This is a genomic window from Serratia sp. 3ACOL1 (assembly GCF_003668775.1).
GTDB classification, from domain to species: domain Bacteria; phylum Pseudomonadota; class Gammaproteobacteria; order Enterobacterales; family Enterobacteriaceae; genus Chania; species Chania fonticola.
On record NZ_CP033055.1, the window covers coordinates 5,738,119 to 5,760,008 of the forward strand.

The 21,890-nt window shown below is 54.9% G+C and carries 22 protein-coding genes; 15 read left to right on the plus strand and 7 right to left on the minus strand.

What is annotated here, in order from left to right; translation table 11 throughout:
• Position 1 precedes the first annotated feature (1 nt).
• The 9 genes from D9980_RS25985 (at position 2) to D9980_RS26025 (ending at position 8,025) form a co-directional block, all read left to right on the plus strand.
• The gene (locus D9980_RS25985; RefSeq protein WP_024483645.1) at positions 2 to 1,243 is read left to right on the plus strand and encodes an NADH:ubiquinone reductase (Na(+)-transporting) subunit B; all 1,242 of its coding nucleotides are present in this window, start codon (positions 2 to 4) and stop codon (positions 1,241 to 1,243) included.
• Positions 1,233 to 2,027 (plus strand): Na(+)-translocating NADH-quinone reductase subunit C, encoded by a 795-nt coding sequence (locus D9980_RS25990; protein ID WP_121608855.1) that lies wholly within the window; start codon positions 1,233 to 1,235, stop codon positions 2,025 to 2,027. Before D9980_RS25985 ends, D9980_RS25990 begins: the two co-directional genes overlap by 11 nt.
• On the plus strand, positions 2,020 to 2,649 hold the full coding sequence (locus D9980_RS25995) for an NADH:ubiquinone reductase (Na(+)-transporting) subunit D (protein WP_024483647.1): 630 nt from the start codon (positions 2,020 to 2,022) through the stop codon (positions 2,647 to 2,649). The genes D9980_RS25990 and D9980_RS25995 overlap by 8 nt, the downstream gene beginning before the upstream one ends.
• A gap of 6 nt (positions 2,650 to 2,655) precedes the next feature.
• A complete protein-coding gene (gene nqrE, locus D9980_RS26000) occupies positions 2,656 to 3,252 on the plus strand; it encodes an NADH:ubiquinone reductase (Na(+)-transporting) subunit E (RefSeq protein ID WP_021181925.1) in 597 nt (198 codons plus the stop codon).
• Positions 3,253 to 3,267: 15 nt separating this feature from the next.
• A complete protein-coding gene (nqrF, locus tag D9980_RS26005) occupies positions 3,268 to 4,491 on the plus strand; it encodes an NADH:ubiquinone reductase (Na(+)-transporting) subunit F (RefSeq protein ID WP_024483648.1) in 1,224 nt (407 codons plus the stop codon).
• Between the two features lie 24 nt (positions 4,492 to 4,515).
• The gene (locus D9980_RS26010) at positions 4,516 to 5,529 is read left to right on the plus strand and encodes an FAD:protein FMN transferase (RefSeq protein WP_237737076.1); all 1,014 of its coding nucleotides are present in this window, start codon (positions 4,516 to 4,518) and stop codon (positions 5,527 to 5,529) included.
• A 5-nt stretch (positions 5,530 to 5,534) separates the two neighbouring features.
• Positions 5,535 to 5,762: a (Na+)-NQR maturation NqrM gene (gene nqrM, locus D9980_RS26015; RefSeq protein WP_024483649.1), complete on the plus strand. Its 228-nt coding sequence runs from the start codon at positions 5,535 to 5,537 to the stop codon at positions 5,760 to 5,762.
• 100 nt (positions 5,763 to 5,862) lie between these two features.
• Positions 5,863 to 6,921 carry a DNA polymerase IV gene (gene dinB, locus D9980_RS26020; RefSeq protein ID WP_021805591.1) on the plus strand — a complete coding sequence of 353 codons (1,059 nt, stop codon included), beginning with the start codon at positions 5,863 to 5,865 and terminating at the stop codon, positions 6,919 to 6,921.
• Between the two features lie 189 nt (positions 6,922 to 7,110).
• A complete protein-coding gene (locus D9980_RS26025) occupies positions 7,111 to 8,025 on the plus strand; it encodes a hypothetical protein (RefSeq protein ID WP_162304336.1) in 915 nt (304 codons plus the stop codon).
• Between the two features lie 112 nt (positions 8,026 to 8,137).
• Here D9980_RS26025 and pepD read toward each other — a convergent pair whose 3' ends face one another.
• Positions 8,138 to 9,598 carry a beta-Ala-His dipeptidase gene (gene pepD / locus D9980_RS26030; RefSeq protein ID WP_121608858.1) on the minus strand — a complete coding sequence of 487 codons (1,461 nt, stop codon included), beginning with the start codon at positions 9,596 to 9,598 and terminating at the stop codon, positions 8,138 to 8,140.
• A gap of 337 nt (positions 9,599 to 9,935) precedes the next feature.
• Between pepD and gpt the strand changes: the two genes are divergently transcribed.
• The 5 genes from gpt (at position 9,936) to proA (ending at position 14,749) form a co-directional block, all read left to right on the plus strand.
• A complete protein-coding gene (gpt, locus tag D9980_RS26035; protein ID WP_021805588.1) occupies positions 9,936 to 10,394 on the plus strand; it encodes a xanthine phosphoribosyltransferase in 459 nt (152 codons plus the stop codon).
• A gap of 167 nt (positions 10,395 to 10,561) precedes the next feature.
• Positions 10,562 to 11,809, plus strand: coding sequence for an esterase FrsA (frsA, locus tag D9980_RS26040; protein WP_024483652.1), 1,248 nt, complete (start codon positions 10,562 to 10,564; stop codon positions 11,807 to 11,809).
• A 60-nt stretch (positions 11,810 to 11,869) separates the two neighbouring features.
• Entirely contained in the window at positions 11,870 to 12,271 is a 402-nt protein-coding gene (gene crl, locus D9980_RS26045; RefSeq protein WP_024528972.1) for a sigma factor-binding protein Crl, read from the plus strand.
• Between the two features lie 111 nt (positions 12,272 to 12,382).
• Positions 12,383 to 13,486 (plus strand): glutamate 5-kinase, encoded by a 1,104-nt coding sequence (gene proB / locus D9980_RS26050; RefSeq protein ID WP_024483654.1) that lies wholly within the window; start codon positions 12,383 to 12,385, stop codon positions 13,484 to 13,486.
• Positions 13,487 to 13,495: 9 nt separating this feature from the next.
• Positions 13,496 to 14,749 carry a glutamate-5-semialdehyde dehydrogenase gene (gene proA, locus D9980_RS26055; RefSeq protein ID WP_121608859.1) on the plus strand — a complete coding sequence of 418 codons (1,254 nt, stop codon included), beginning with the start codon at positions 13,496 to 13,498 and terminating at the stop codon, positions 14,747 to 14,749.
• A 97-nt stretch (positions 14,750 to 14,846) separates the two neighbouring features.
• On the opposite strand, the gene D9980_RS26060 is transcribed toward proA, so the two are convergent.
• The 4 genes from D9980_RS26060 to D9980_RS26080 form a co-directional block, all read right to left on the minus strand.
• A complete protein-coding gene (locus D9980_RS26060; protein WP_121608860.1) occupies positions 14,847 to 16,478 on the minus strand; it encodes a class I SAM-dependent methyltransferase in 1,632 nt (543 codons plus the stop codon).
• A gap of 10 nt (positions 16,479 to 16,488) precedes the next feature.
• Positions 16,489 to 16,746 carry a YjhX family toxin gene (locus tag D9980_RS26065; protein ID WP_121609093.1) on the minus strand — a complete coding sequence of 86 codons (258 nt, stop codon included), beginning with the start codon at positions 16,744 to 16,746 and terminating at the stop codon, positions 16,489 to 16,491.
• Between the two features lie 521 nt (positions 16,747 to 17,267).
• Positions 17,268 to 18,404 (minus strand): HlyD family secretion protein, encoded by a 1,137-nt coding sequence (locus D9980_RS26075; RefSeq protein WP_121608861.1) that lies wholly within the window; start codon positions 18,402 to 18,404, stop codon positions 17,268 to 17,270.
• A gap of 4 nt (positions 18,405 to 18,408) precedes the next feature.
• A complete protein-coding gene (locus D9980_RS26080) occupies positions 18,409 to 18,732 on the minus strand; it encodes a DUF3302 domain-containing protein (RefSeq protein WP_071681216.1) in 324 nt (107 codons plus the stop codon).
• Between the two features lie 411 nt (positions 18,733 to 19,143).
• On the opposite strand from D9980_RS26080, the gene D9980_RS26085 reads away from it, so the two are divergent.
• Entirely contained in the window at positions 19,144 to 20,037 is an 894-nt protein-coding gene (locus D9980_RS26085) for a LysR family transcriptional regulator (protein ID WP_024483662.1), read from the plus strand.
• Positions 20,038 to 20,071: 34 nt separating this feature from the next.
• Here D9980_RS26085 and D9980_RS26090 read toward each other — a convergent pair whose 3' ends face one another.
• Positions 20,072 to 21,061, minus strand: a complete 990-nt coding sequence (locus tag D9980_RS26090) for an aldo/keto reductase (RefSeq protein WP_121608862.1) — start codon at positions 21,059 to 21,061, stop codon at positions 20,072 to 20,074.
• A gap of 325 nt (positions 21,062 to 21,386) precedes the next feature.
• Positions 21,387 to 21,890: a fimbrial protein gene (locus tag D9980_RS26095; RefSeq protein ID WP_162304337.1), complete on the minus strand. Its 504-nt coding sequence runs from the start codon at positions 21,888 to 21,890 to the stop codon at positions 21,387 to 21,389.

The following is a 21,890-nucleotide window of genomic DNA, read 5'->3' on the forward strand; positions in this document are numbered from 1 at the left end:
GATGGGCCTGAAGAATTTTTTTGACAAGATTGAGCATCACTTCACGCCGGGCGGCAAGCTGGAAAAGTGGTACCCGCTGTTTGAAGCGACGGCGACGGTGTTCTACACCCCCGGCACGGTAACGCGCGGGGCTTCGCACGTACGTGATGCCATCGATCTGAAACGCATGATGATCCTGGTGTGGCTGGCGGTGTTCCCGGCCATGTTCTGGGGCATGTATAACGTGGGCCAGCAGACCATTCCTGCACTGCACCATCTGTACAGCGGCGAGCAGCTGCAACAGGTGCTGGCGGGGGACTGGCATTACTGGCTGGCACAAATGCTGGGGGCAACGCTCGGCGCCGATGCTGGCTGGATCAGCAAGATGGTGCTTGGTGCGACCTACTTCGTGCCGATCTACGCCGTGGTATTCCTGGTGGGTGGCTTCTGGGAAGTGGTGTTTGCGATGGTACGCAAACATGAGATCAACGAAGGCTTCTTCGTCACCTCCATTCTGTTCGCCCTGATTGTGCCGCCAACTATGCCGTTATGGCAGGCCGCGCTGGGCATCAGCTTTGGTGTGGTGGTTGCCAAGGAGATCTTCGGCGGTACTGGGCGTAACTTCCTCAACCCGGCGTTGGCGGGGCGTGCCTTCCTGTTCTTTGCCTATCCGGCGCAGATTTCTGGCGATCTGGTGTGGACTGCCGCAGACGGTTTCTCCGGTGCGACACCGTTGGCGCAATGGAGCGTCGGCGGAGTTCACAGCCTGACCAACGTCACCACCGGCCAGTCCATCAGTTGGATGGACGCGTTTATCGGTAACATCCCTGGTTCGATCGGGGAAGTCTCAACCCTGATGATCCTGCTGGGCGGGGCGATTATCCTGTTTGGCCGCGTCGCTTCCTGGCGCATCGTGGCTGGCGTGATGCTCGGCATGATCGCCACGGCGTATCTGTTCAATGCCATCGGCTCAACTACCAACCCGATGTTCGCCATGCCTTGGTACTGGCATCTGGTGTTGGGCGGCTTTGCCTTCGGTATGGTGTTTATGGCTACCGACCCGGTTTCCGCCTCGTTTACCAACAAAGGGAAGTGGTGGTACGGCATCCTGATTGGCGTGATGTGCGTGCTGATCCGGGTGGTCAACCCGGCCTATCCGGAAGGCATGATGCTGGCGATCCTGTTCGCCAACCTGTTCGCACCGCTGTTCGATTACCTGGTGGTGCAGGCTAACATCAAGCGGAGAAAAGCACGTGGCGAATGAATCTAAAAATGACAGCATTGGCAAAACGCTGCTGGTAGTGCTGCTGCTGTGTCTGGTGTGTTCTGTGGTGGTCGCGGGTTCTGCCGTTGGGTTGCAATCCAAACAGCAGGAACAGCGGTTGCTGGATAAGCAGCGCAACATCCTGGACGTAGCCGGTTTACTGCAACCGGGGATGACTGGCGAACAGGTGAAAGCCACCTTTAGCAAGCGCATCGAACCGCGTTTGCTGGATCTGGACAGCGGCGAGTTTGTGCCTGGCGATGCGGCCGCCTTCGATCTGGCCGCTGCACTACGCAGTGATGCCAAGAGCCGGGCGTTGACTGCCGAGCAGGATCAGGCCGGCATTCGCCGCCGTAGCAATCAGGCTGAAATCTACCTGGTGCGCGATGAAAGCGGCGCGGTGGACAAGATTGTGCTGCCGGTCTACGGCACGGGTCTATGGTCGATGATGTACGCTTTTGTCGCGTTGGATGCCGACGGCAATACGGTGCGCGGGCTGAGTTTTTATCAGCACGGCGAAACTCCGGGCTTGGGCGGCGAGATCCAGAACGCCAGCTGGCGCGCGCAGTGGATCGGCAAGCAGCTGTTTGATGACAACGGCAACCCGGCTATCCGCATTGTGAAGGGCGGAGCGCGGCAAGGGGATATCCACGGTGTGGATGGCCTGTCCGGCGCAACGCTGACCGCTAACGGCGTACAGCATACGTTTAATTTCTGGTTGGGCGAGTACGGCTTTGGCCCATTCCTGCAGAAAGTCCGTGAAGGAGCGCTGAAAAATGGCTGATTCCAAAGAGGTTAAACGGGTCCTGTTGGGGCCGCTGTTTGACAATAACCCGATCGCGCTGCAGGTGCTTGGCGTCTGTTCGGCGCTGGCGGTGACCACCAAGCTGGAAACGGCGGTGGTGATGACGATTGCGGTCACCCTGGTCACCGCGTTTTCCAGCTTCTTTATTTCGCTGATCCGCCACCATATCCCCAACAGCGTGCGCATCATCGTGCAGATGACGATCATCGCTTCGCTGGTGATCGTGGTCGATCAGTTGCTGCGAGCCTATGCGTTTGAAATCTCTAAACAGCTTTCGGTGTTCGTTGGGCTGATCATCACCAACTGTATCGTGATGGGCCGCGCCGAGGCGTACGCCATGAAATCGCCGCCGATTGAGAGCTTTATGGACGGTATCGGCAACGGCCTGGGCTACGGCGTGATCCTGATCCTGGTGGGCTTCCTGCGCGAGCTGGTCGGCTCGGGCAAGCTGTTTGGCATGACGGTGCTGGAAACGGTGCAGAACGGTGGCTGGTATCAGCCCAACGGCCTGTTCCTGCTGGCGCCGAGTGCGTTCTTTATCATCGGCCTGCTGATTTGGGGACTGCGTTCCCTCAAGCCAGCGCAGATAGAAAAGGAGTAACCGCCGATGGCTCACTATATCAGCCTGTTTGTACGTGCGGTGTTCGTTGAGAACATGGCGCTGGCGTTCTTCCTGGGGATGTGTACCTTCCTGGCGGTGTCGAAGAAGGTCTCGACCTCGTTTGGCTTGGGGATTGCCGTGACGCTGGTGCTGGGTATCTCGGTACCGGTCAACAACCTGGTCTATAACCTGATCCTGCGTGACGGGGCGCTGGTGGAAGGCGTCGATCTGAGCTTCCTCAACTTCATCACCTTTATCGGCGTGATTGCGGCGCTGGTGCAAATCCTGGAGATGATCCTCGATCGCTTCTTCCCGGCGCTCTACAACGCCCTGGGGATCTTCCTGCCGTTGATCACGGTGAACTGTGCCATCTTCGGCGGCGTGTCGTTCATGGTGCAGCGTGATTACAACTTTATGGAATCCGTGGTGTATGGCTTCGGCTCCGGCACTGGCTGGATGTTGGCGATTGTTGCCATGGCGGGGATCCGTGAAAAACTGAAGTATGCCGATGTGCCAGCCGGGTTGCGTGGCCTGGGCATTACCTTTATTACCACCGGATTGATGGCATTGGGCTTTATGTCGTTCTCCGGCGTCCAGTTGTAAAGGCAGGAAGCATTTATGGAAATTATTTTAGGCGTGGTGATGTTTACCTGCATCGTGATGGTGCTGGCGTTACTGATCCTGTTTGCCAAATCCAAGTTGGTGAACACCGGTGACATTGCCGTTGAGGTTAACGGCGATCAAGACAAAAGTTTTACCGCCCCTGCGGGGGACAAGCTGCTGAATATGCTGTCCAGCCAGGGGATCTTTGTCTCCTCGGCCTGTGGCGGCGGCGGCTCCTGCGGGCAGTGCCGGGTGGTGATCAAAGAGGGCGGCGGCGATATTCTGCCAACCGAGCTTTCCCATATCAGCAAGCGTGAAGCCAAAGAGGGCTGCCGCCTGGCGTGCCAGGTGAACGTGAAGCAGAACCTGAAAATCGAGCTGCCGGAAGAGATCTTCGGCGTGAAGAAATGGGACTGCGAGGTGATCTCCAACGATAATAAAGCCACCTTTATCAAAGAGCTGAAGCTGCGCATTCCGGACGGGGAAGATGTGCCTTTCCGCGCCGGGGGCTTTATCCAGATCGAGGCGCCCGAGCATGAAGTCAGCTATGCCGATTTCGACGTGCCGCAGGAATACCGTGGCGACTGGGATAAATTCAATCTGTTCCGCTACCGTTCGGTAGTCAAAGAGCCGACGGTGCGCGCCTATTCGATGGCCAACTATCCCGATGAGAAAGGCATCATCATGCTCAACGTGCGTATCGCTACGCCACCGCCGAGCAACCCGGACGTGCCGCCGGGCATTATGTCTTCCTATATCTGGTCGCTGAAGGCGGGGGATAAGGTGACCATCTCCGGGCCGTTTGGCGAGTTCTTTGCCAAAGACACCGACGCTGAGATGATCTTTATCGGCGGCGGGGCCGGGATGGCGCCGATGCGTTCACACATCTTCGATCAGTTGAAGCGCCTGAAGTCGAAGCGCAAAATCACCTTCTGGTACGGTGCACGTTCCTTGCGTGAGATGTTCTACGAGGACGACTTCAACCACCTGCAGGAAGAGAATGAAAACTTCACCTGGCATGTGGCGCTCTCCGATCCGCAGCCAGAAGATAACTGGACGGGCTACACCGGCTTTATTCATAATGTCCTGCTGGAAAATTATCTGCGTAACCATCCAGCGCCGGAAGATTGTGAGTTCTATATGTGTGGGCCGCCGATGATGAACGCGGCGGTGATCAAGATGCTGAAAGATTTGGGCGTGGAAGATGAAAACATCATGCTCGATGACTTTGGCGGTTAAATGCGAGCAGCAGGCGGCGAAGGAATGAAGGCTTGGATGATGGTGGTGGCGCTGGCCACCGCAGTGTTACTGACCGGTTGTGAGCCGAAACAGGAAAACCTCAAGGGTAAAACCATGGGGACGTCCTACTCAATCAGCTATCTCCCTGGGGACGGAACACCTTCGCTGGCAACGCTGCAAGCGGAGATCGACAAACGGCTGGTACAGGTCAACGATCAGATGTCGACCTATCAACCTGATTCTGAGCTGAGTCGCTTTAACGCCAGCCGGGAAGTGGACAAACCTTTCCCGGTTTCTGCTGCCACTACGGAAGTGGTGCTGGAAGCGCTGCGCATTAACCGTGTGACCGACGGCGCGCTGGACGTGACCGTCGGGCCGCTGGTGAACCTGTGGGGTTTTGGCCCGGAAGGGCGGCCGGATAAAGTGCCGAGCGCCACCGAGTTGGAACAGCGCCGTAACTGGACGGGGATCGACAAGCTGGCGGTAGAAGGCAATGCGCTGGTGAAGCGCATTCCTGAACTGTATGTCGACCTCTCTTCCATTGCCAAAGGCTACGGTGTTGATGAGATTGCCCATTACCTGCAATCGCAGCAGGTTAAAAACTACATGGTCGATATCGGTGGGGAAGTCCGCACCCGTGGCCATAATGGCGAGAAGAAGCCTTGGCGCATTGCCATCGAACGGCCAACCGCCGGGGGGGAGCAGCAGGCGCTATTGGTGATCGAGCCGGGTGAGATGGCGATGGCCACCTCCGGGGATTACCGAAACTACTTCGAGCAGGACGGAGTGCGCTATTCTCATACTATCGACCCGCTCACCGGTAAACCGATCCACCACAATTTAGTGTCGATCACGGTGATCAGCCCGCTGTGTATGACGGCGGACGGGCTTTCTACCGGGTTAAACGTGATGGGGCCGGAGCGGGGTATGGCGCTGGCCAACCTGCTGGGGATCCCGGTGTTTATGATCGTGAAAACCGCCAAGGGGTTTGAGGAGCGCTATTCCGACGCGTTCAAACCCTATCTGAAGAAAGGGTAGACGTTATGTTGACGATGTTCGCTGCATCCTTTGTGCTGTTTCTGCTGGTGGTTGGCGGGATGTCGCTGGGCTATGTGTTCAAGCGCAAAACCTTGCAGGGCAGCTGTGGTGGCATTACCGCGCTGGGGATGGAGAAAGTCTGCGACTGCCCGGAGCCTTGCGATGCGCGCAAAAAGCGCATGGCCAAGGAAGCGCTGCGCCGCGAGATGTTGGAAAAACACCGAATCCTCTAGCCGCTCGGGATTTCCTACACAGGGGCGCTGCTAGTCTACACTCTCCATATTGAGCTTTTAATAATTGGCTGTATACTTATACAGTATTATTGGAGGCGCGATGCGTAAAATCATTCATGTCGATATGGACTGCTTCTTCGCAGCGGTAGAAATGCGCGACAACCCTAGCCTGCGCGATATCCCGCTGGCTATCGGTGCCAGCGCCGATCGGCGTGGTGTGATCAGCACCGCCAACTACCCGGCGCGCCGTTATGGCGTGCATAGCGCAATGCCCACCGCCACGGCGCTCAAGCTGTGCCCGCATTTGACGCTGTTACCAGGCCGCATGGCGGCCTATAAAGAAGCCTCGCTGCATATCCGTGAAATCTTTGCCCGCTATACCCCGCTGATAGAACCGCTCTCTCTGGATGAAGCCTATCTAGACGTCACCAACAGCACCCAATGCAACGGTTCCGCCACCCTGATCGCCCAACAGATCCGTCAGGAAATTGCTGCTGAATTGAACCTGACCGCCTCGGCGGGCATTGCCCCGATCAAATTCCTCGCCAAGATCGCCTCCGAGTTGAACAAGCCAAACGGCCAATACGTCATCACACCGGCCCAGGTGCCCGCTTTCTTGCAGCAGTTGCCGCTGAGTAAAATCCCCGGCGTGGGCAAGGTCACCGCCAAACGGCTGGAAGAGGTGGGGCTAATCACCTGCGCCGATGTGCAGAACTATAATCTGGCCGATTTGTTAAAGCGCTTCGGCAAATTTGGCCGGGTGCTGTGGGAACGCTGCCAGGGTATCGATGAGCGTGAGGTGTCTCCCGATCGTTTACGCAAATCGGTAGGGGTTGAGCGAACGTTGGTGGCCGATATTCATGAGTGGGAAGATTGTGAGGCGTTGATCGTTGAAAAGCTCTACCCAGAGCTTGAAATGCGGCTGCGCAAGGTCAAACCGGATCTGCATATCGCCCGCCAAGGGGTAAAGCTGAAGTTCCAGGATTTCCAGCAAACCACCCAGGAGCACGTTTGGCCGGTGCTCAATATTGAGGACTTGCTCAACGTTGCCCGCCAGGCATGGCAGGAGCGGAGGGAAGGGCGTGGTGTGCGCCTGGTTGGCCTACACGTAACGTTGCTCGATCCTCAGTTGGAGCGGCAGTTGGTACTGACGTGGTGATAGTAAAATCGGGTGTGTTTAAATGCACCACCGTAGGTACAATCGTTGCCGGTTCTTTGGGATTAAGACATTCAACGGGAAAAGTTAAAAATGGACGTGATTCAGCAAAAACCGGTCACAAGATGGACATGGGCCGATTTACAAAGCAGTTATCGATTTTGGGGTCTGGTTGTTTATTTCATCGCGATTGTGACTAGTCAATATCTCTTTAATGCCTATTCGGCACTCTATATCCGGCAAACCGCAGACTTACCGATCTCGATGATTGGGGTCGCAGTGGGATTACAACAGGTTGGCATGCTGTTTGGAGCCTTGTTGGCCTGGATGGCCAGCCGGATGAAAAGCTATTATTTGCTGTATCTCTTTAGCGGGTTGTATTTGTTTGGCCTGTTTTTGTTCTGCTTTTATACCAGCAATCAGTTTTTGATGATGGCGGGAGAGGTCCTGATAGGGATGGGGCTAGGGGCTATCATGCTGATCGTTCCGGCCTTTATCGCAGGGGCCGTTGGCAGCGTAGAGGCATTTGTGCTGTCATTTGGCCTGATGGTGACGTTAAAAATGGTGTTTGGCTCAGCCATCATGGCGATATCCGGATGGCTTTTTGATATGGAGCGGTTATTTTCCAGCCCGGAGTACTTCTTTACCCTGCTATCGGTCCCCGTCATTATCGGGACACTGTTCCTGCTGCCGCTTAAGGCCTGTTTATTTAATGGCGAGCCGCCAGTACGGCAAGCAATACCACAGCCGATTAAATACCGCGATCCTGCCGTGACTTTCCTGCTGTTTTTGGTGCCGTTTTACAATATTTACTGGCTGGTAAAAATCCACGGGGAGATCAGAAATTACACCCAATCCGCGGCTCTGCTAACGCCCAGAGGGGCTGGATGGTCGGCTTTTGTTACCGCCTTTGTCACGCCGGCGATATTTTCCACGCTCAACGACAATCTACGCGCCATCATTGAAAGCCATGGGCAAACCGCAAGGTATAAAACCTGGCTGATTATCCTGTTTGCTTTCCTGTTACCCCCTGTTAGTGCGGCGTTGATACAGTCGCAGATGAATGAGATCAATGGCAATCTGGCTAACAGAGAAACGCAATCCTAAAACCGAAACGCAATGCTGATACGTAGGGGCGCTGCATGCCGCGCCCCAGGATGTTAGGCCGGTAGATTTTACCAACAGTTTCAGGGCCCAGGGGTGAACTGGGCCCAACATCTTATCCGCGCTCAGGGATCGCTTTCAGCAGGGCGGTCAGCAGCGTCCAGTATTGACCAACGCTGGCGATGTGCACTTGCTCATCCGGCGAGTGTGGCCCGGTGATGGTCGGCCCAATCGACACCATATCCATCTCTGGGTAAGGCTTCTTGAACAAACCACACTCTAGCCCGGCGTGGATCACCATGATGTTCGGCGTCTTGTTGAACAGCTTCTGGTAGGTTTCACGCACCAGTTGCATCACCGGAGAGTTAGCATCTGGCTGCCAGCCTGGGTAGCCGCCTTTCGGTGCCACTTTGGCGTTGGCCAGTTGGCCCACGGCGGTCAGCATATCCACCACATAGTCTTTACCGCTGTCGATCAGGGAGCGGATCAGGCAAATGATCTCGGCTTCATGCTCGCTGGTGGTCACCACGCCGACGTTCAGCGAAGTTTCTACCACGCCTTTCACTTCGTCGCTCATGCGGATCACACCGTTAGGCGTACCGTTGAGCAGTGCCACAAAGCGGCTCTGGCTGTCTGCGGTTAACGCTTGCAAAGCGGTGGTGGCTGGTTCAAGAAGAACGGTAATGTTCTTCTCTTTGGCAGACAGTTCGTTTTGCAGCGTAGCCAGGAACTGCTGGCTCAGGGTTTTCAGCGCATCGGCTTTGGCGGCCGGAACGGCAACTACGGCAGAAGCTTCACGTGGGATGGCATTACGCAGCGTACCGCCGTTCAGCTCCAGCAGGCGCAGATTCAGCTCTGGCGTGTGGGCAAACAGGAAACGAGCCAGCAGCTTGTTGGCGTTGCCCAGGCCGTGATGGATATCGGCACCGGAGTGGCCGCCTTTCAACCCTTTCAGGGTCAGCTTCAGCGTTTGGTAACCGGCTGGCAGTGCTTCACGTTGCAGCGGCAGGGTGGTGATGAAATCGATCCCCCCAGCGCAGCCCATGTAGATTTCGCCTTCCTCTTCGGAGTCGGTGTTGATCAGGATGTCGGCTTGTAACCAGTTTGGCTGCAGGCCAAAGGCACCGTCCATACCGGCTTCTTCCGTCATGGTCAGCAGAACTTCCAGCGGGCCATGCTCTACGCTGTCATCGGCCAGCACCGCCAGCGCAGACGCCATACCGATGCCGTTATCGGCACCCAGCGTGGTACCGCGAGCCTTGATCCATTCGCCGTCGATATAAGGCTGGATCGGGTCTTTGGTGAAATCGTGAACCGTATCGTTGTTCTTCTGTGGCACCATATCCAGGTGCGCTTGCAGCGCCACCGGCTTGCGGTTTTCCATGCCTTTGGTGGCAGGTTTACGCAGCAGAATATTGCCGACCTGATCGCGCTCGGCATGCAGGTTCTTTTCTTTGGCCCAGTCGAGGATGTGCTGCGCTAGCGCTTCTTCATGGTAAGAAGGGTGCGGGATTGAGCAGATCTTGGCAAAAATATCCCACAGCGGCTGTGGCGAAAGTTGAGACAATTCAGACACTATAAGTCTCCTGTGACAGCATTTTCAGCAGGGAGTGAATGCTGTGCGGTTAGGGTGAGTGGCTATCTGTGCTTCAGGCACGTGAGCCTGAGAATATCATTTTATTTGCGGCTGTGCGCGCCCCGTATAACGCTGTTTATCGGCTTGGGCTCCCCGTTTTACGGGCGGTTGCGCAGATAAGCCACGCGGCTCGCCACAAACATATTCACAGGAAAAACGCCTCAACTCCTCGGTTCAACTGGTATTCGTGGCGCGCAGTCTCTATAATCTCGCGCAACCTTTTTTCCCCCTGAACTACTGAGTAAGCCACATCTATTGCTGGCTGGGACACCATTCTATGAGCGAAAAATACGTTGTTACCTGGGATATGTTGCAAATGCAAGCACGCAAGCTGGCTCACCGCCTGCTGCCTGCCGATCAATGGAAAGGCATCATTGCCGTAAGCCGTGGCGGCCTGGTGCCTGCTTCGCTGCTGGCTCGTGAGCTGAGCATCCGTTATGTGGATACCGTCTGCATCTCCAGCTATGACCATGACAACCAACGCGAAATGAAGGTGCTCAAGCGCGCCGAGGGCGATGGTGAAGGCTTTATCGTTGTTGACGATTTAGTGGATACCGGCGGCACCGCCAAAGCGATCCGCGACATGTACCCGAAAGCCCATTTCGTGACCATCTTCGCCAAGCCTGCTGGCCGCCCGCTGGTTGACGATTACGTGGTTGATATCCCGCAGGACACCTGGATCGAGCAGCCTTGGGATATGGCGGTGACCTTCGTGCCACCGATCGGCGGCCGTTAATCAGCCCCTGCTTCAAACGCCCGGCAATACCGGGCGTTGTTGTTTATACGGTGGTTTCGTCAAATTCGGTAAATTCCCCGCCTTCTACCCCCAGAGTTAGGTACACTAACACCTAGATATCCCGGCTATTCAAGCCTTGATGTAAGTCTCAGGAGGCTGTTGTTACCATGGCACAGGCCAACCTTTCCGAAGTACTGTTCAAACCTTCCTTTAAACATGTCGAAACCTCGACGTTAGTCACCCGTGCCCATCATGCGGTAGGTGCTGATATGCACTCTGCGTTGGAGGGGGACACCGACGGCAACTGGTATCGCATGCTCAATCATCTGCTGTGGACCTGGCGCGGCACCGATCCGTTGGAAATCAGCGAAGTGTTGGCGCGCATTGCGGCCTCCAACGCAGAGCATAGCGATGATCACCTGCTGGATACCGTGATCGGTTACCGAAACGGCAACTGGATCTACGAGTGGGTACGCCAGGGGATGCTGTGGCAGCAGCGGGCATTGGAGCAACAAGATCCGCTGGTCGGCGGGCAGTATTGGCTGAATGCCGCCAATCTCTACAGCATTGCCGGTTATCCGCATCTGAAAGGGGATGAGCTTGCCGAACAGGCAGAGGTGCTCTCCAATCGCGCCTATGAAGAGGCCGCACTGCTGTTGCCATACCAGCTCAAAGAGCTGGAGTTCGCCATTGAGGGGGGCAGCTCCATCACCGGCTTCCTGCATATGCCAGATAACGGCCAGGCACCGTACCCAACGGTACTGATGTGCGGCAGCCTGGATACTTTGCAGACCGATTACCACCGCCTGTTCCGTGATTATCTGGCGCCGCACGGTATAGCAATGCTGACCATCGATATGCCGTCTATCGGTTCATCCTATAAGTGGAAGCTGACGCAAGACTCCAGCTTCCTGCACCAGCAGGTGTTGGCTCAACTGCCTTCCGTGCCTTGGGTTGACCATACGCGTGTCAGCGCCTTCGGCTTCCGCTTTGGTGCCAACGTGGCGGTGCGCCTGGCTTATCTGGAGTCGCAGCGTTTGCGCGGTGTAGCCTGCGTAGGGCCGGTGGTGCATAGCCTGTTGTGTGAGTTGAAATGCCAGGACCACGTGCCGGATATGTATATGGACGTGCTGGCCAGCCGCATGGGCATGGCCAATGCCTCTGACAGCGTGTTGAAAACCGAGCTGAACCGCTACTCCCTGAAAACCCAGGGGCTGCTGGGCCGCCGCTGCCCAACGCCGATGCTGGCCGCCTATTGGGATGACGATCCGCTCAGCCCAAAAGAAGAGTCGCAGCTGATCGCGTCTTCTTCATTGAACGGCAAACTGCTCGCCATCCCGCGTACGCCGGTTTATCAGAGTTTCCATCAATCCTTACTGCAAATTTGTGATTGGCTAAGAGATAAAATGCGCTAACTAGTTGCTAATTTTTAACAGTTTGTTAAAAAGGGGGGACTACATTGTGGAGGTTGAAAAATGACGCTACCGAGTGGCCACCCTAAAAGCCGACTAATGAAACGCTTTGCCAGCCTGGGCCCTTATCTGCGCGAAGGGCAATGTGAGAACGACCGCTTTTTCTTTGACTGCCTGGCGGTCTGCGTCAACGTCAAGCCAGCGCCGGAAAAACGTGAGTTCTGGGGCTGGTGGATCGAACTGCAGGCCGATAATTCCCGTTTCACCTATAGCTACCACTTTGGTCTGTTTGACAAGGAAGGGCGTTGGAACGAAGAAAAGATTAAAGATGCTGAAGTGAAAGAGAAGCTGGAAACCACGCTGCGCGTGTTCCATCGTCGGCTGGGTGAACTGCTGGCCACCATGGAGCTGAAGCTGGAACCCGCCGATGATTTCATCGAGCAGCCGATAAAACTCTCCGCCTAAATCAATTCCCCCGCATATTTACGCCGAAATCGCGTTGTGCCTGTTGGCATAACGCGTCTCTCCTGTTACAACGTCATTTGCATTCCTTTTAACTCCAACGGCAGAACTATTATGAACGGCAGCCAGACATTGGTTGTGAAATTGGGCACCAGCGTGTTGACCGGCGGTTCGCTGCGTCTGAACCGTGCCCATATTGTCGAACTGGTGCGCCAATGCGCCCAGCAACATGCAGCGGGCCACCGCATCGTTATTGTGACCTCCGGGGCGATTGCTGCCGGGCGTGAACACCTGGGCTACCCCGAGCTGCCCGCCACCATCGCTTCCAAGCAGTTGCTGGCGGCGGTGGGGCAGAGCCGACTGATCCAGCTGTGGGAACAGCTGTTCTCGATCTATGGCATTCATATCGGGCAGATGCTGCTGACACGTGCCGATCTGGAAGACCGCGAGCGCTTCCTCAACGCGCGCGACACCATGACCGCGCTGCTGGATAACCGCATTGTCCCGGTGATTAATGAGAACGACGCGGTTGCCACCGCAGAAATCAAAGTCGGCGATAACGATAACCTGTCTGCACTGGCTGCCATTTTGGCCGGGGCCGATAAACTGCTGCTGCTGACCGATCAACAGGGCTTATATACCGCTGACCCGCGTAATAACCCGGAAGCTGAGCTGATCCGCGAAGTGCATGGCGTTGACGATGCGCTGCGTGCCATTGCCGGTGACAGCGTTTCCGGTTTGGGTACCGGCGGCATGGGTACCAAGCTACAGGCCGCCGATGTGGCCTGCCGTGCGGGCATTGATGTGATTATCGCAGCCGGTAGCAAGCCAGGCGTAGTGGCAGATGTGATTGAAGGCAATCCGGTGGGCACCCGTTTCCATGCGCTGGAAACCCCGTTGGAGAACCGTAAACGCTGGATCTTTGGTGCACCGCCTGCGGGCGAGATCACCGTTGACGATGGAGCGGTAGAAGCCATGATGGCCCGTGGCAGTTCACTGCTGCCGAAGGGCATCCGCGATGTTAAAGGTGATTTCTCACGTGGTGAGGTGATCCGCATCCGCAATCTGGCGGGGCGCGATCTGGCTCATGGCGTCAGCCGTTATAACAGCGATGCCATGCGCATGATTGCCGGGCACCACTCGCAGCAAATCAGCGAGATCCTGGGCTATGAATATGGCCCGGTGGCCGTGCATCGCGACGATATGATCGTAAGTTAAGGAGTTAACATGCTCGAGCAGATGGGGAAAGCCGCCAAACAGGCTTCCTGGCAGTTGGCGGTACTGAGCACGGCGAAAAAGAACCAGGTATTGGCGGTGATGGCCGACATGCTGGAAGCACGCAGCGAAGAGATTCTACAGGCGAATGAGCAGGATATGGCGCAGGCGCGTGCCACCGGGATGAGTGAAGCCCTGTTGGATCGCCTGCTGCTAACTCCGGCGCGTCTGGCGGCGATCGCCAATGACGTACGCCAGGTCTGCCGCCTCAGCGATCCGGTTGGCCATGTGCTGGACGGCAATCTGCTGGACAGCGGCTTGAAGCTGGAGCGCCGCCGTGTGCCGCTCGGGGTGATTGGGGTGATCTATGAAGCGCGCCCCAACGTCACTATCGACGTCGCCAGCCTGTGCCTGAAAACCGGTAATGCGGTGATCTTGCGTGGTGGTAAAGAGACCCACCACACCAATCAGGCGACGGTGAAAGTGATCCAGCAGGCGCTGGAACAGTGCGGCCTGCCAGCGGCGGCGGTGCAGGCGATCGAAAGCCCGGATCGTGAGTTGGTAAATGAACTGCTGCGAATGGATCGCTATGTAGACATGCTGATCCCGCGCGGTGGTGCTGGGCTGCATAAGCTGTGCCGCGAACAATCGACCATTCCGGTGATCACCGGCGGTATCGGCGTGTGCCATATCTATGTAGACGACAGCGTAGACTATGACAAGGCGCTGACGGTCATCGAAAACGCCAAGATACAGCGGCCAAGCGCCTGTAACTCGGTCGAAACCCTGCTGGTTAACCGGACTATCGCTAACAGCTTCCTGCCTGCATTGAGCGCGCGTATGGCCGCCGTTGGTGTGACGTTGCACGCCAGCGATAACGCCATGCCGTTGTTGCAGGAAGGACCAGCGAAGGTGGTTGCGGTTGCTGCGGAAGATTACGACGATGAGTGGCTATCGTTGGATTTGAACGTGACGCTGGTGGACGGTATCGATCAGGCCATCGATCATATTCGCACCCACGGCACCAGCCATTCCGATGCCATTCTGACGCGCTCGCTGAGCAACGCCGAGTATTTTGTCCGCGCGGTGGATTCTTCTGCGGTATACGTCAATGCCAGCACCCGCTTTACCGACGGTGGCCAGTTTGGTTTGGGTGCGGAAGTCGCGGTCAGCACCCAGAAACTGCATGCTCGCGGCCCGATGGGGCTGGACGCGCTGACCACCTATAAGTGGATTGGCTACGGCGACGATTTGGTGCGCAGCTAGGTTTTCCGCTAGCCAGATTTGAACGATGTTTAAGGGCGCAGTGTGTAGATACTGCGCCCTTGTTGTTTCTGGTTATTGGCTCAATCGCGGTTTTTGATCACCGTGCCATCAAAGCAAACACCCCCCAGCCAAGGTATTCACGCGTGTACATCACGTGTCGTTTAGGCTCTGTCGTTAACTGCGTCCGGACTTCCTCCGCCATGTCATCGTCGGGGTTTGCCTCTAACCACCGGCGCATCGTCAACCACATGGCCGCGACGTACCTATCCCAACCTTCCTGGTCTGCCAACACCATTTCCACAACGTCGTAGCCGAGTGTGTCGAAGGAGGTGACAAGATCTGCCAGGGGGAGAAAATCGGCGAGGGCAGTGGCACCACACTCTTTAGCAATCTCTTCCGTCGGTGGCATCAGACGCCAGTAAGGTTCACCGATAAGGATGATCCCGCCAGTCTTGACGCTTTTGCTCAGTAGCTCAATTGTCCCGGCGACGCCTCCAGCAATCCAGGTTGCACCGACGCAAGCCGCCACGTCACATTTTTCATCGGCTACGTAACCGGCAGCGTCGTTATGGATAAAGTCGACCCGTTCGGCGACACAGAGTTCCTCTGCTCGCAGTTTGGCCTGCTGAGTAAATAACGGACTCATGTCGATACCAGTACCGATGATGTTGTAATCGCGTGCCCAGGTGCAGAGCATCTCCCCTGAACCGCTGCCGAGGTCGAGCACTCGCGCGTACGGTTCCATACGTAACACTGCGCCGAGAGTGGCGTACTTCTCGGGTGTGAACGGGTTATGAATGCGGTGAGCACTTTCGCAGATAGTGAAAATACGTGGGATATCCAATGCAGAATTCCTTTCATTGATTTGTGTCGTGTCAGAGGTTGCTGTCATCGCTTTTTCTGCCAGCAGGGCAATCAGCTTTCCTTCGAACGTTTCGCTGGCTGGCCATGCTGTACTATCCGGCCCGGGGATCACGGTGAGGCCGCTATCACCGATCAGGCGGAGATATTCTTCATCGTGCCAGGCCGTCATTTGGTTACCAAAACGAGTGGCGTCACCATTCTCTTCGATGGCCCAGAACAACGTTGAGCTGGTCTGCGCTGTTTCATCCCAGGCGTGTTCCGTCAACAGCAAGTGAGGTCTGGCGAGAAACAGCCCTTGCGGACAGCGTTGCCAGCTCGGTGCTGTCATGCCCTGACGCTTTACTTCATCAAAGGTATGTACTTCTGCCAGCAGCTTGCCTCCTGGAGCTAACCACTGTTCGCAACGGCTAAGCAAGGTGCGGGCGTCCACCGCGCTGAAGACATTCAGTTCGCCAAAGGTCATCATGATGAAATCGAACCGGTTCTCCGGGGAGTACACCCGTACATCTTGTTGCAGGTACTCAATGTCTAATCCTGCCGCCTCTGCCTGCTGACGGGCATAGGTGATAGATGCCGGAGAGAAATCCACGCCGGTACAGCGAAAGCCGCGCTTTGTAAGCATATGAGTGTAAAAGCCGGGGCCGCAGCCGAGATCGAGAATGCGTGCGCCTGCTGGGAGCTGGCTGGCGATCCATGCCACCTGCCGCTCAATGACCGGTAGCTTCCGGCTGGCCCAGTTGTGCTCCTGTGACAAGTGGTTCTCCAACATGCGCTGGCTAAACGCTGGATCGTCCCAGGGGATTTTGCTTTCATCTGGCGACAGTTTTATGGGGTGGGAGCCAGAAATAATCGTGTTGATGTCCATCACACTCTCCTTAGCGGTTGTCCAACTGGGCGCGAACGTTGTTCAGCCCGCTGGTATTGATGCGGTACGGTTGTCCATTGACGGACTTGATCAGCTTTTTGGTTTTGAGTTTTTTGAACACGACTAGCGTGCAGTCGCTGAGCAGCAGCCCTTCACGGCTGTAGCATTCAACGGAGGTGACGCGGCCGGATGTATCGCGGACGTGCGCAATACGTCCACCTTTGGCGAGAACGTGTAAGGTACGTTGTTCCTGACGGGATAAATTCATGCTGAAAAACCTGTTAATCATCATGTGCAAAACGTGCAAACACACAGCGGTGTCCGCATTCGATTTCGGCGCATTGATAATCAGTCCGGCCTGAAAAGGTCGGGAAGCTGACTATCGGATGATTACATTCTCCAGCATCAAAGCCTCGGTATGAGTTGAAAGGGTTTTACGGCGGGAATAGTAACACACATTGTTTGTGTGGGGATAAGCTGGCACTGAAAAGTGTGACCTGAAGCATTTGTGCCAGGTTATGCCACCTTTGAGTCCCACTTTGCTACGTGAAGCTATTTTCTCTGGGGGGATATTACTTGTTGCATCTTCTTCTGCTACGGCCGTCCCGGTTCACAGGATAGTGTCATACAAACCCAAGACCAAATCATTGAAATATTTCAGGTATTGAGCCCGGTTGCAGGTGCTAACAAATTTTCACCGGCTACGCCACGTAGGGGCGCTGCATGCTGCGCCCATTGAGATAGCCAGGGACGAACCTATTCGCCCCCAGCCCATTCAGCCACACGGGATCAATGATCAAGATAGAGATAGTGCATCCAGCTTGTCATGCGTAACAGCACCTTACGCATCACGGAAACATGGGTAAAGTGGTCGGAATACACCGCCACCTGGGCAAATATGCCATCTGGCAAAGCATCAACATCCGCATTCGGCTCTAACTCAATCACCGCCAGCACGCCATCGGAGCCCGGTATCATGCTCAATGATTGCAGGGTTCCCTGCGCCTGGTACGTCCCGCTGGGAACGACGGGAAGTATGCTGGTCAGTCTCCCCTGAAATACCTGGCCAGGTAGCGCATTGAAGACGATCTCGGCTTGATCGCCCGATTTCAGGCGTAATAGCGAATTTTGTCTGAACTGCGCGACGATTTGCCGTTTTTGTTGCGGGATAAACACCATTACCGGGCGCAGTGGCAACGCCGCCGCGTAAGTTCCTGGGCGGATAAGCACTTGGGTTACATAGCCATTACTTGGGGCGCGAACCACGGTCTGGTCGAGATTGTATTTGGCTTCCGTTAACTGGGCCCGGAGGCTGACAATCTGCGACTGTTCTCCGTTGACGACGCTGTTTAACTGGCTTTTAATCTGTGCCTGTTCAGCCAATGAACTTTTCACCAGCGCATCCTGTGCCAGAAAATTTTGTCTGGCGTTATCAATATCGCTTTCGGAGAACGGGTTTACCTTGGCCCGACTCCCTCTAAGATAGCGCTGGTAGTCTTTATATAAACGATCGCGTTCGGCAATTACCCCCGAGGTATGGGCGACGGCTTCATCTAATTGTCCCTGAAGCACCTGGATGCTATGGATTGCCGTCATTAAATCGGCCTGTAATCTATCGACACGCGCCTGGTATCGCGTGGGCTCTATTTTAAAAAGTACGTCACCTTTTTTTATAAAGGTATTCTGCTTATCAGTAACCTCACTGACAATGCCAGTCACCTGCGGTGTGATGGGAATGGAAACCACGGCCTTTTGCGCTTGAAAAGTATAGGGGTGGTTATAATTCATTAATAAAATCAGAGCGCCCACTAAAACAACGCCCCCCAATGCTGCGGTAGGAACCGTCCATTTGTTGACCGGAATTTTAAATATTTTGAATATGCCATAGGCCAACGCGACATAAGTAAGAATAATGAGCAAGTCCATGGAGTTACTCCGCAGAAGGTGTTTTGGTTTCGCTGATGCTTTGTTCCAGCTCGGTTATTCTTTGCTCTAAACGGGCAAATGGATCTTGCTGGCCTTGCATGCCCCAACCGCGCTCTGGGCGATACAACGTTGCCCATATCCATAAAAAAGGCCATATCACATGCAGAGTAAACAAGCTGACCCAACCTGCGACATGGATCGCGTCCGCATGCGGATGATTGCGTGCTTTTGCAATCAGATAAGGAATGTCATGGAGAATAATGATCCCGTAAAAAATGACGAGGAAGACAACAATGAGTACGCCTAACGCAAAGTAATTTAGGAACATGGTGGCCTCGGCTAAGTAAACTAACCCGACGGATGAGGTAAGAGCGCTATGGGTTGCGCCACCTTGTCTGTTAGGCGTGTATTAGTGGGTTATCATTGACTGTAGTCGATAATGATTTATGAATATTGATATTTTTCATCTACTTTGGCAGTGCCCACCGAAAATGACATGTCGGTAGATAAAACACCTACGGCAACGCTAAAAGGATGTTTTTTCATATATCTTCTCGGTGGGGAGAGGTCAGTTCATAAAATATAGCACCATCCAAAAAATCTGGTGGCACGAGAACGTTTTTGTTGGAGTGTTATCAACAACCTTTGTCGGTAACGGGGCTAAAATGGTAGTGTCCATGAATCAATTTCATAAGTTCGGTCCGAACTGGCAAGGTTTACGTCAACCAAGGAAATACGCATGCTGAAAGAAAACTTCAATGAGCTACAGGTTTTTCTCGTCGTGGCGAGGGAGCGAAGTTTTACCAAAGCGGCGGGTAAGCTGGGTGTTTCACAGTCTGCACTCAGCCACGCTATAAAGGCGCTGGAGGAGCGTTTAAACCTGCGTCTGCTAACTAGAACCACTCGCAGCGTTGCCCCCACGGAGGCGGGTGAGCGGATCATTGCCTGTCTCGAACCTCGTATTGCAGACCTTGAACAGGAGTTGGAAGCCCTCGTTCAACTGAATGGTTCCGCTTCCGGTAATATCCGGCTTTCGGCGGGCGAGCACGCGGTGCGCAGCCTGCTATGGCCAAAGCTAAAGCCGTTTTTAAGGCAATACCCGGAAATCAACGTTGAGCTGGTGGTGGATAACGGCTTTGTCGATATTGTCGAGGGGCGTTTCGATGCCGGAGTACGCCTTGGCGAAAGCGTCGATAAGGACATGGTTGCCGTGAAGATCGGCCCGGATATGCGTATGGTGGTGGTTGGCGCGCCAGCGTATTTCGCCACCAACAGCATTCCGCAGACACCACATGAACTGCAAGATCATCGGTGCATTAATATGCGTTTACCTACCGCAGGCGGTTTATATCACTGGGAGTTTGAGAAAGCAGGTAAGCCGCTGCGCGTCAGGGTTGAGGGGCAACTGACGCTGAATCTGTTGTCGGAAAGAATAGACGCGGTGCTGTCAGGATTTGGCCTTGCCTGCGTGCCAGAGGATATGGTCCAGGGCTTGGTCAAATCCGGAGAACTTATTCAGGTGCTGCAAGAGTGGTGCCCTTCTTTCCCGGGTTACTACCTCTATTACCCAAGTAGAAAGCAGCATCCTCCCGCGTTTGCTCTTTTGATTGATGCGTTGCGTTATGGTGATTGAATGGCCTGCGGGAAACCGCAAGCCAGAGTAAACCTTAACGACCCACGCGAGCCTGTAAGGCGGCCGGATAACGTTCACCAACGATTTTCACCTTCTCCAGCGCTTGAGTTATCTTGTGCAAATCATTCTGGGAAAGAATGAGATCGGCGGCCCCCAGATTCTCTTCCAGCCGATGCAGTTTGGTCGTACCTGGGATGGGTACAATCCACGGTTTTTGTGCCAGCAGCCAGGCTAGAGCAATTTGCGCTGACGTCACGCCTTTCTCTGCGGCAAGCATTGCCAGCAGGCTGACCAACTGCTCATTCGCTTCCAGCGCCTCTGCGGCAAAACGCGGCACCTTGCTGCGGAAATCATCTTCACCGAAGGTCGTGCCGGTCTTGATGGCTCCGGTCAAAAAGCCTTTGCCCAATGGGCTGAATGGCACAAACCCAATGCCTAACTCTTCCAGCACCGGCAGGATTTCCTGCTCAGGTTGGCGCCACCACATTGAGTATTCACTCTGTAGGGCGGTAACCGGCTGTACCGCATGAGCGCGGCGAATGGTTTGTACGCCAGCCTCTGACAGGCCGAAGTGTTTGACCTTGCCTTCAGCAATCAGATCTTTCACGGTGCCCGCAACGTCTTCAATGGGCACATCGGGATCGACGCGGTGTTGATACAGTAGATCGATCACGTCGGTTTTAAGCCTACGCAATGAGCCTTCCACCGCCTGGCGGATATGCTCCGGGCGACTGTTTAAAATCTGCTGTTTGTTGTCATCACCAAAGGTAAAGCCAAATTTAGTGGCGATCACGACCCGATTGCGCAAGGGTTTTAAGGCTTCGCCGACCACTTCTTCATTCAGATACGGGCCATAGACTTCGGCGGTATCGAAAAAGGTCACGCCACGCTCAACGGCTGCGCGGATCAGTTCAACGGCCTGACGCGTATCCGTTGCCGGGCCATAGCCGAAGCTCAACCCCATGCAGCCCAGGCCCAGTGCTGATACTTCCAGCCCGGACTTACCGAGATAACGTGTTTGCATTCGGGAGTTCCTCCAATTTTATGTCGTTAAACGTCGAGTTTGCGGCCGGTGAGCCATTCCACCATCGCCGGGCCGGCGCGATGTGCGCTCGTTCTTTGCGTCATTTAGAAGACACTAAAGCCCACCAGGGGGCATGCAATACCGTTGTTCAGTTCTATTGTTTGCATGCACTACCCTTCACTGTGGTATGTGAAAAGCATAACGCAGAGTGATTTATTCGATTAGAGGGTGTAATTTGCTAAGGTTAATTAGCTGGGCTCATTAATGAATGAGCCCAGCCGGTACCTAGGCGTTAAGCAGAATAATGACGAGGTGCAAAGGGCGGTTAATCATAGTAAAGCGTGTAGTGAAGCAAGCGGCTAAATGTGCCTGAATTAATCTGCCCCGTTTTAGCAATGTAAGCCGAGAAAAGCAGCGTATTATCGCCTTTCTTTATTTTTTGGCCGATGTTTTTTCGGCCAAAATACAGTGGGCTGCCATCACTATCCAGCAGGCCTAACGCGATACCACTCACGCCATCAACCGGGATCAGGCTGCCAGATGCGCCGGTCCCTGTTCTGTCGAACGCAATCTTGACGTTCTTATTTTCTGTATCGCAGCCGTATAAATTGATGAGGAAGGGCACCGGTGTGGATTTCCCTTTGGCATCTAGCTCGGCGCTGGATATTTCGCCCATGTTGATCGTTTGATCATCGTCACCGACCACGATATTGCAGGTGGCGACGGTGATCCTCCCCACAAACTGAGTGCTACTGCTCGCCGTAATTTCCGCATGAGCCGTGGTTGCCAACAGCGTTGCGGCTAAAAAAAGTAAACATTTACTGTTCAT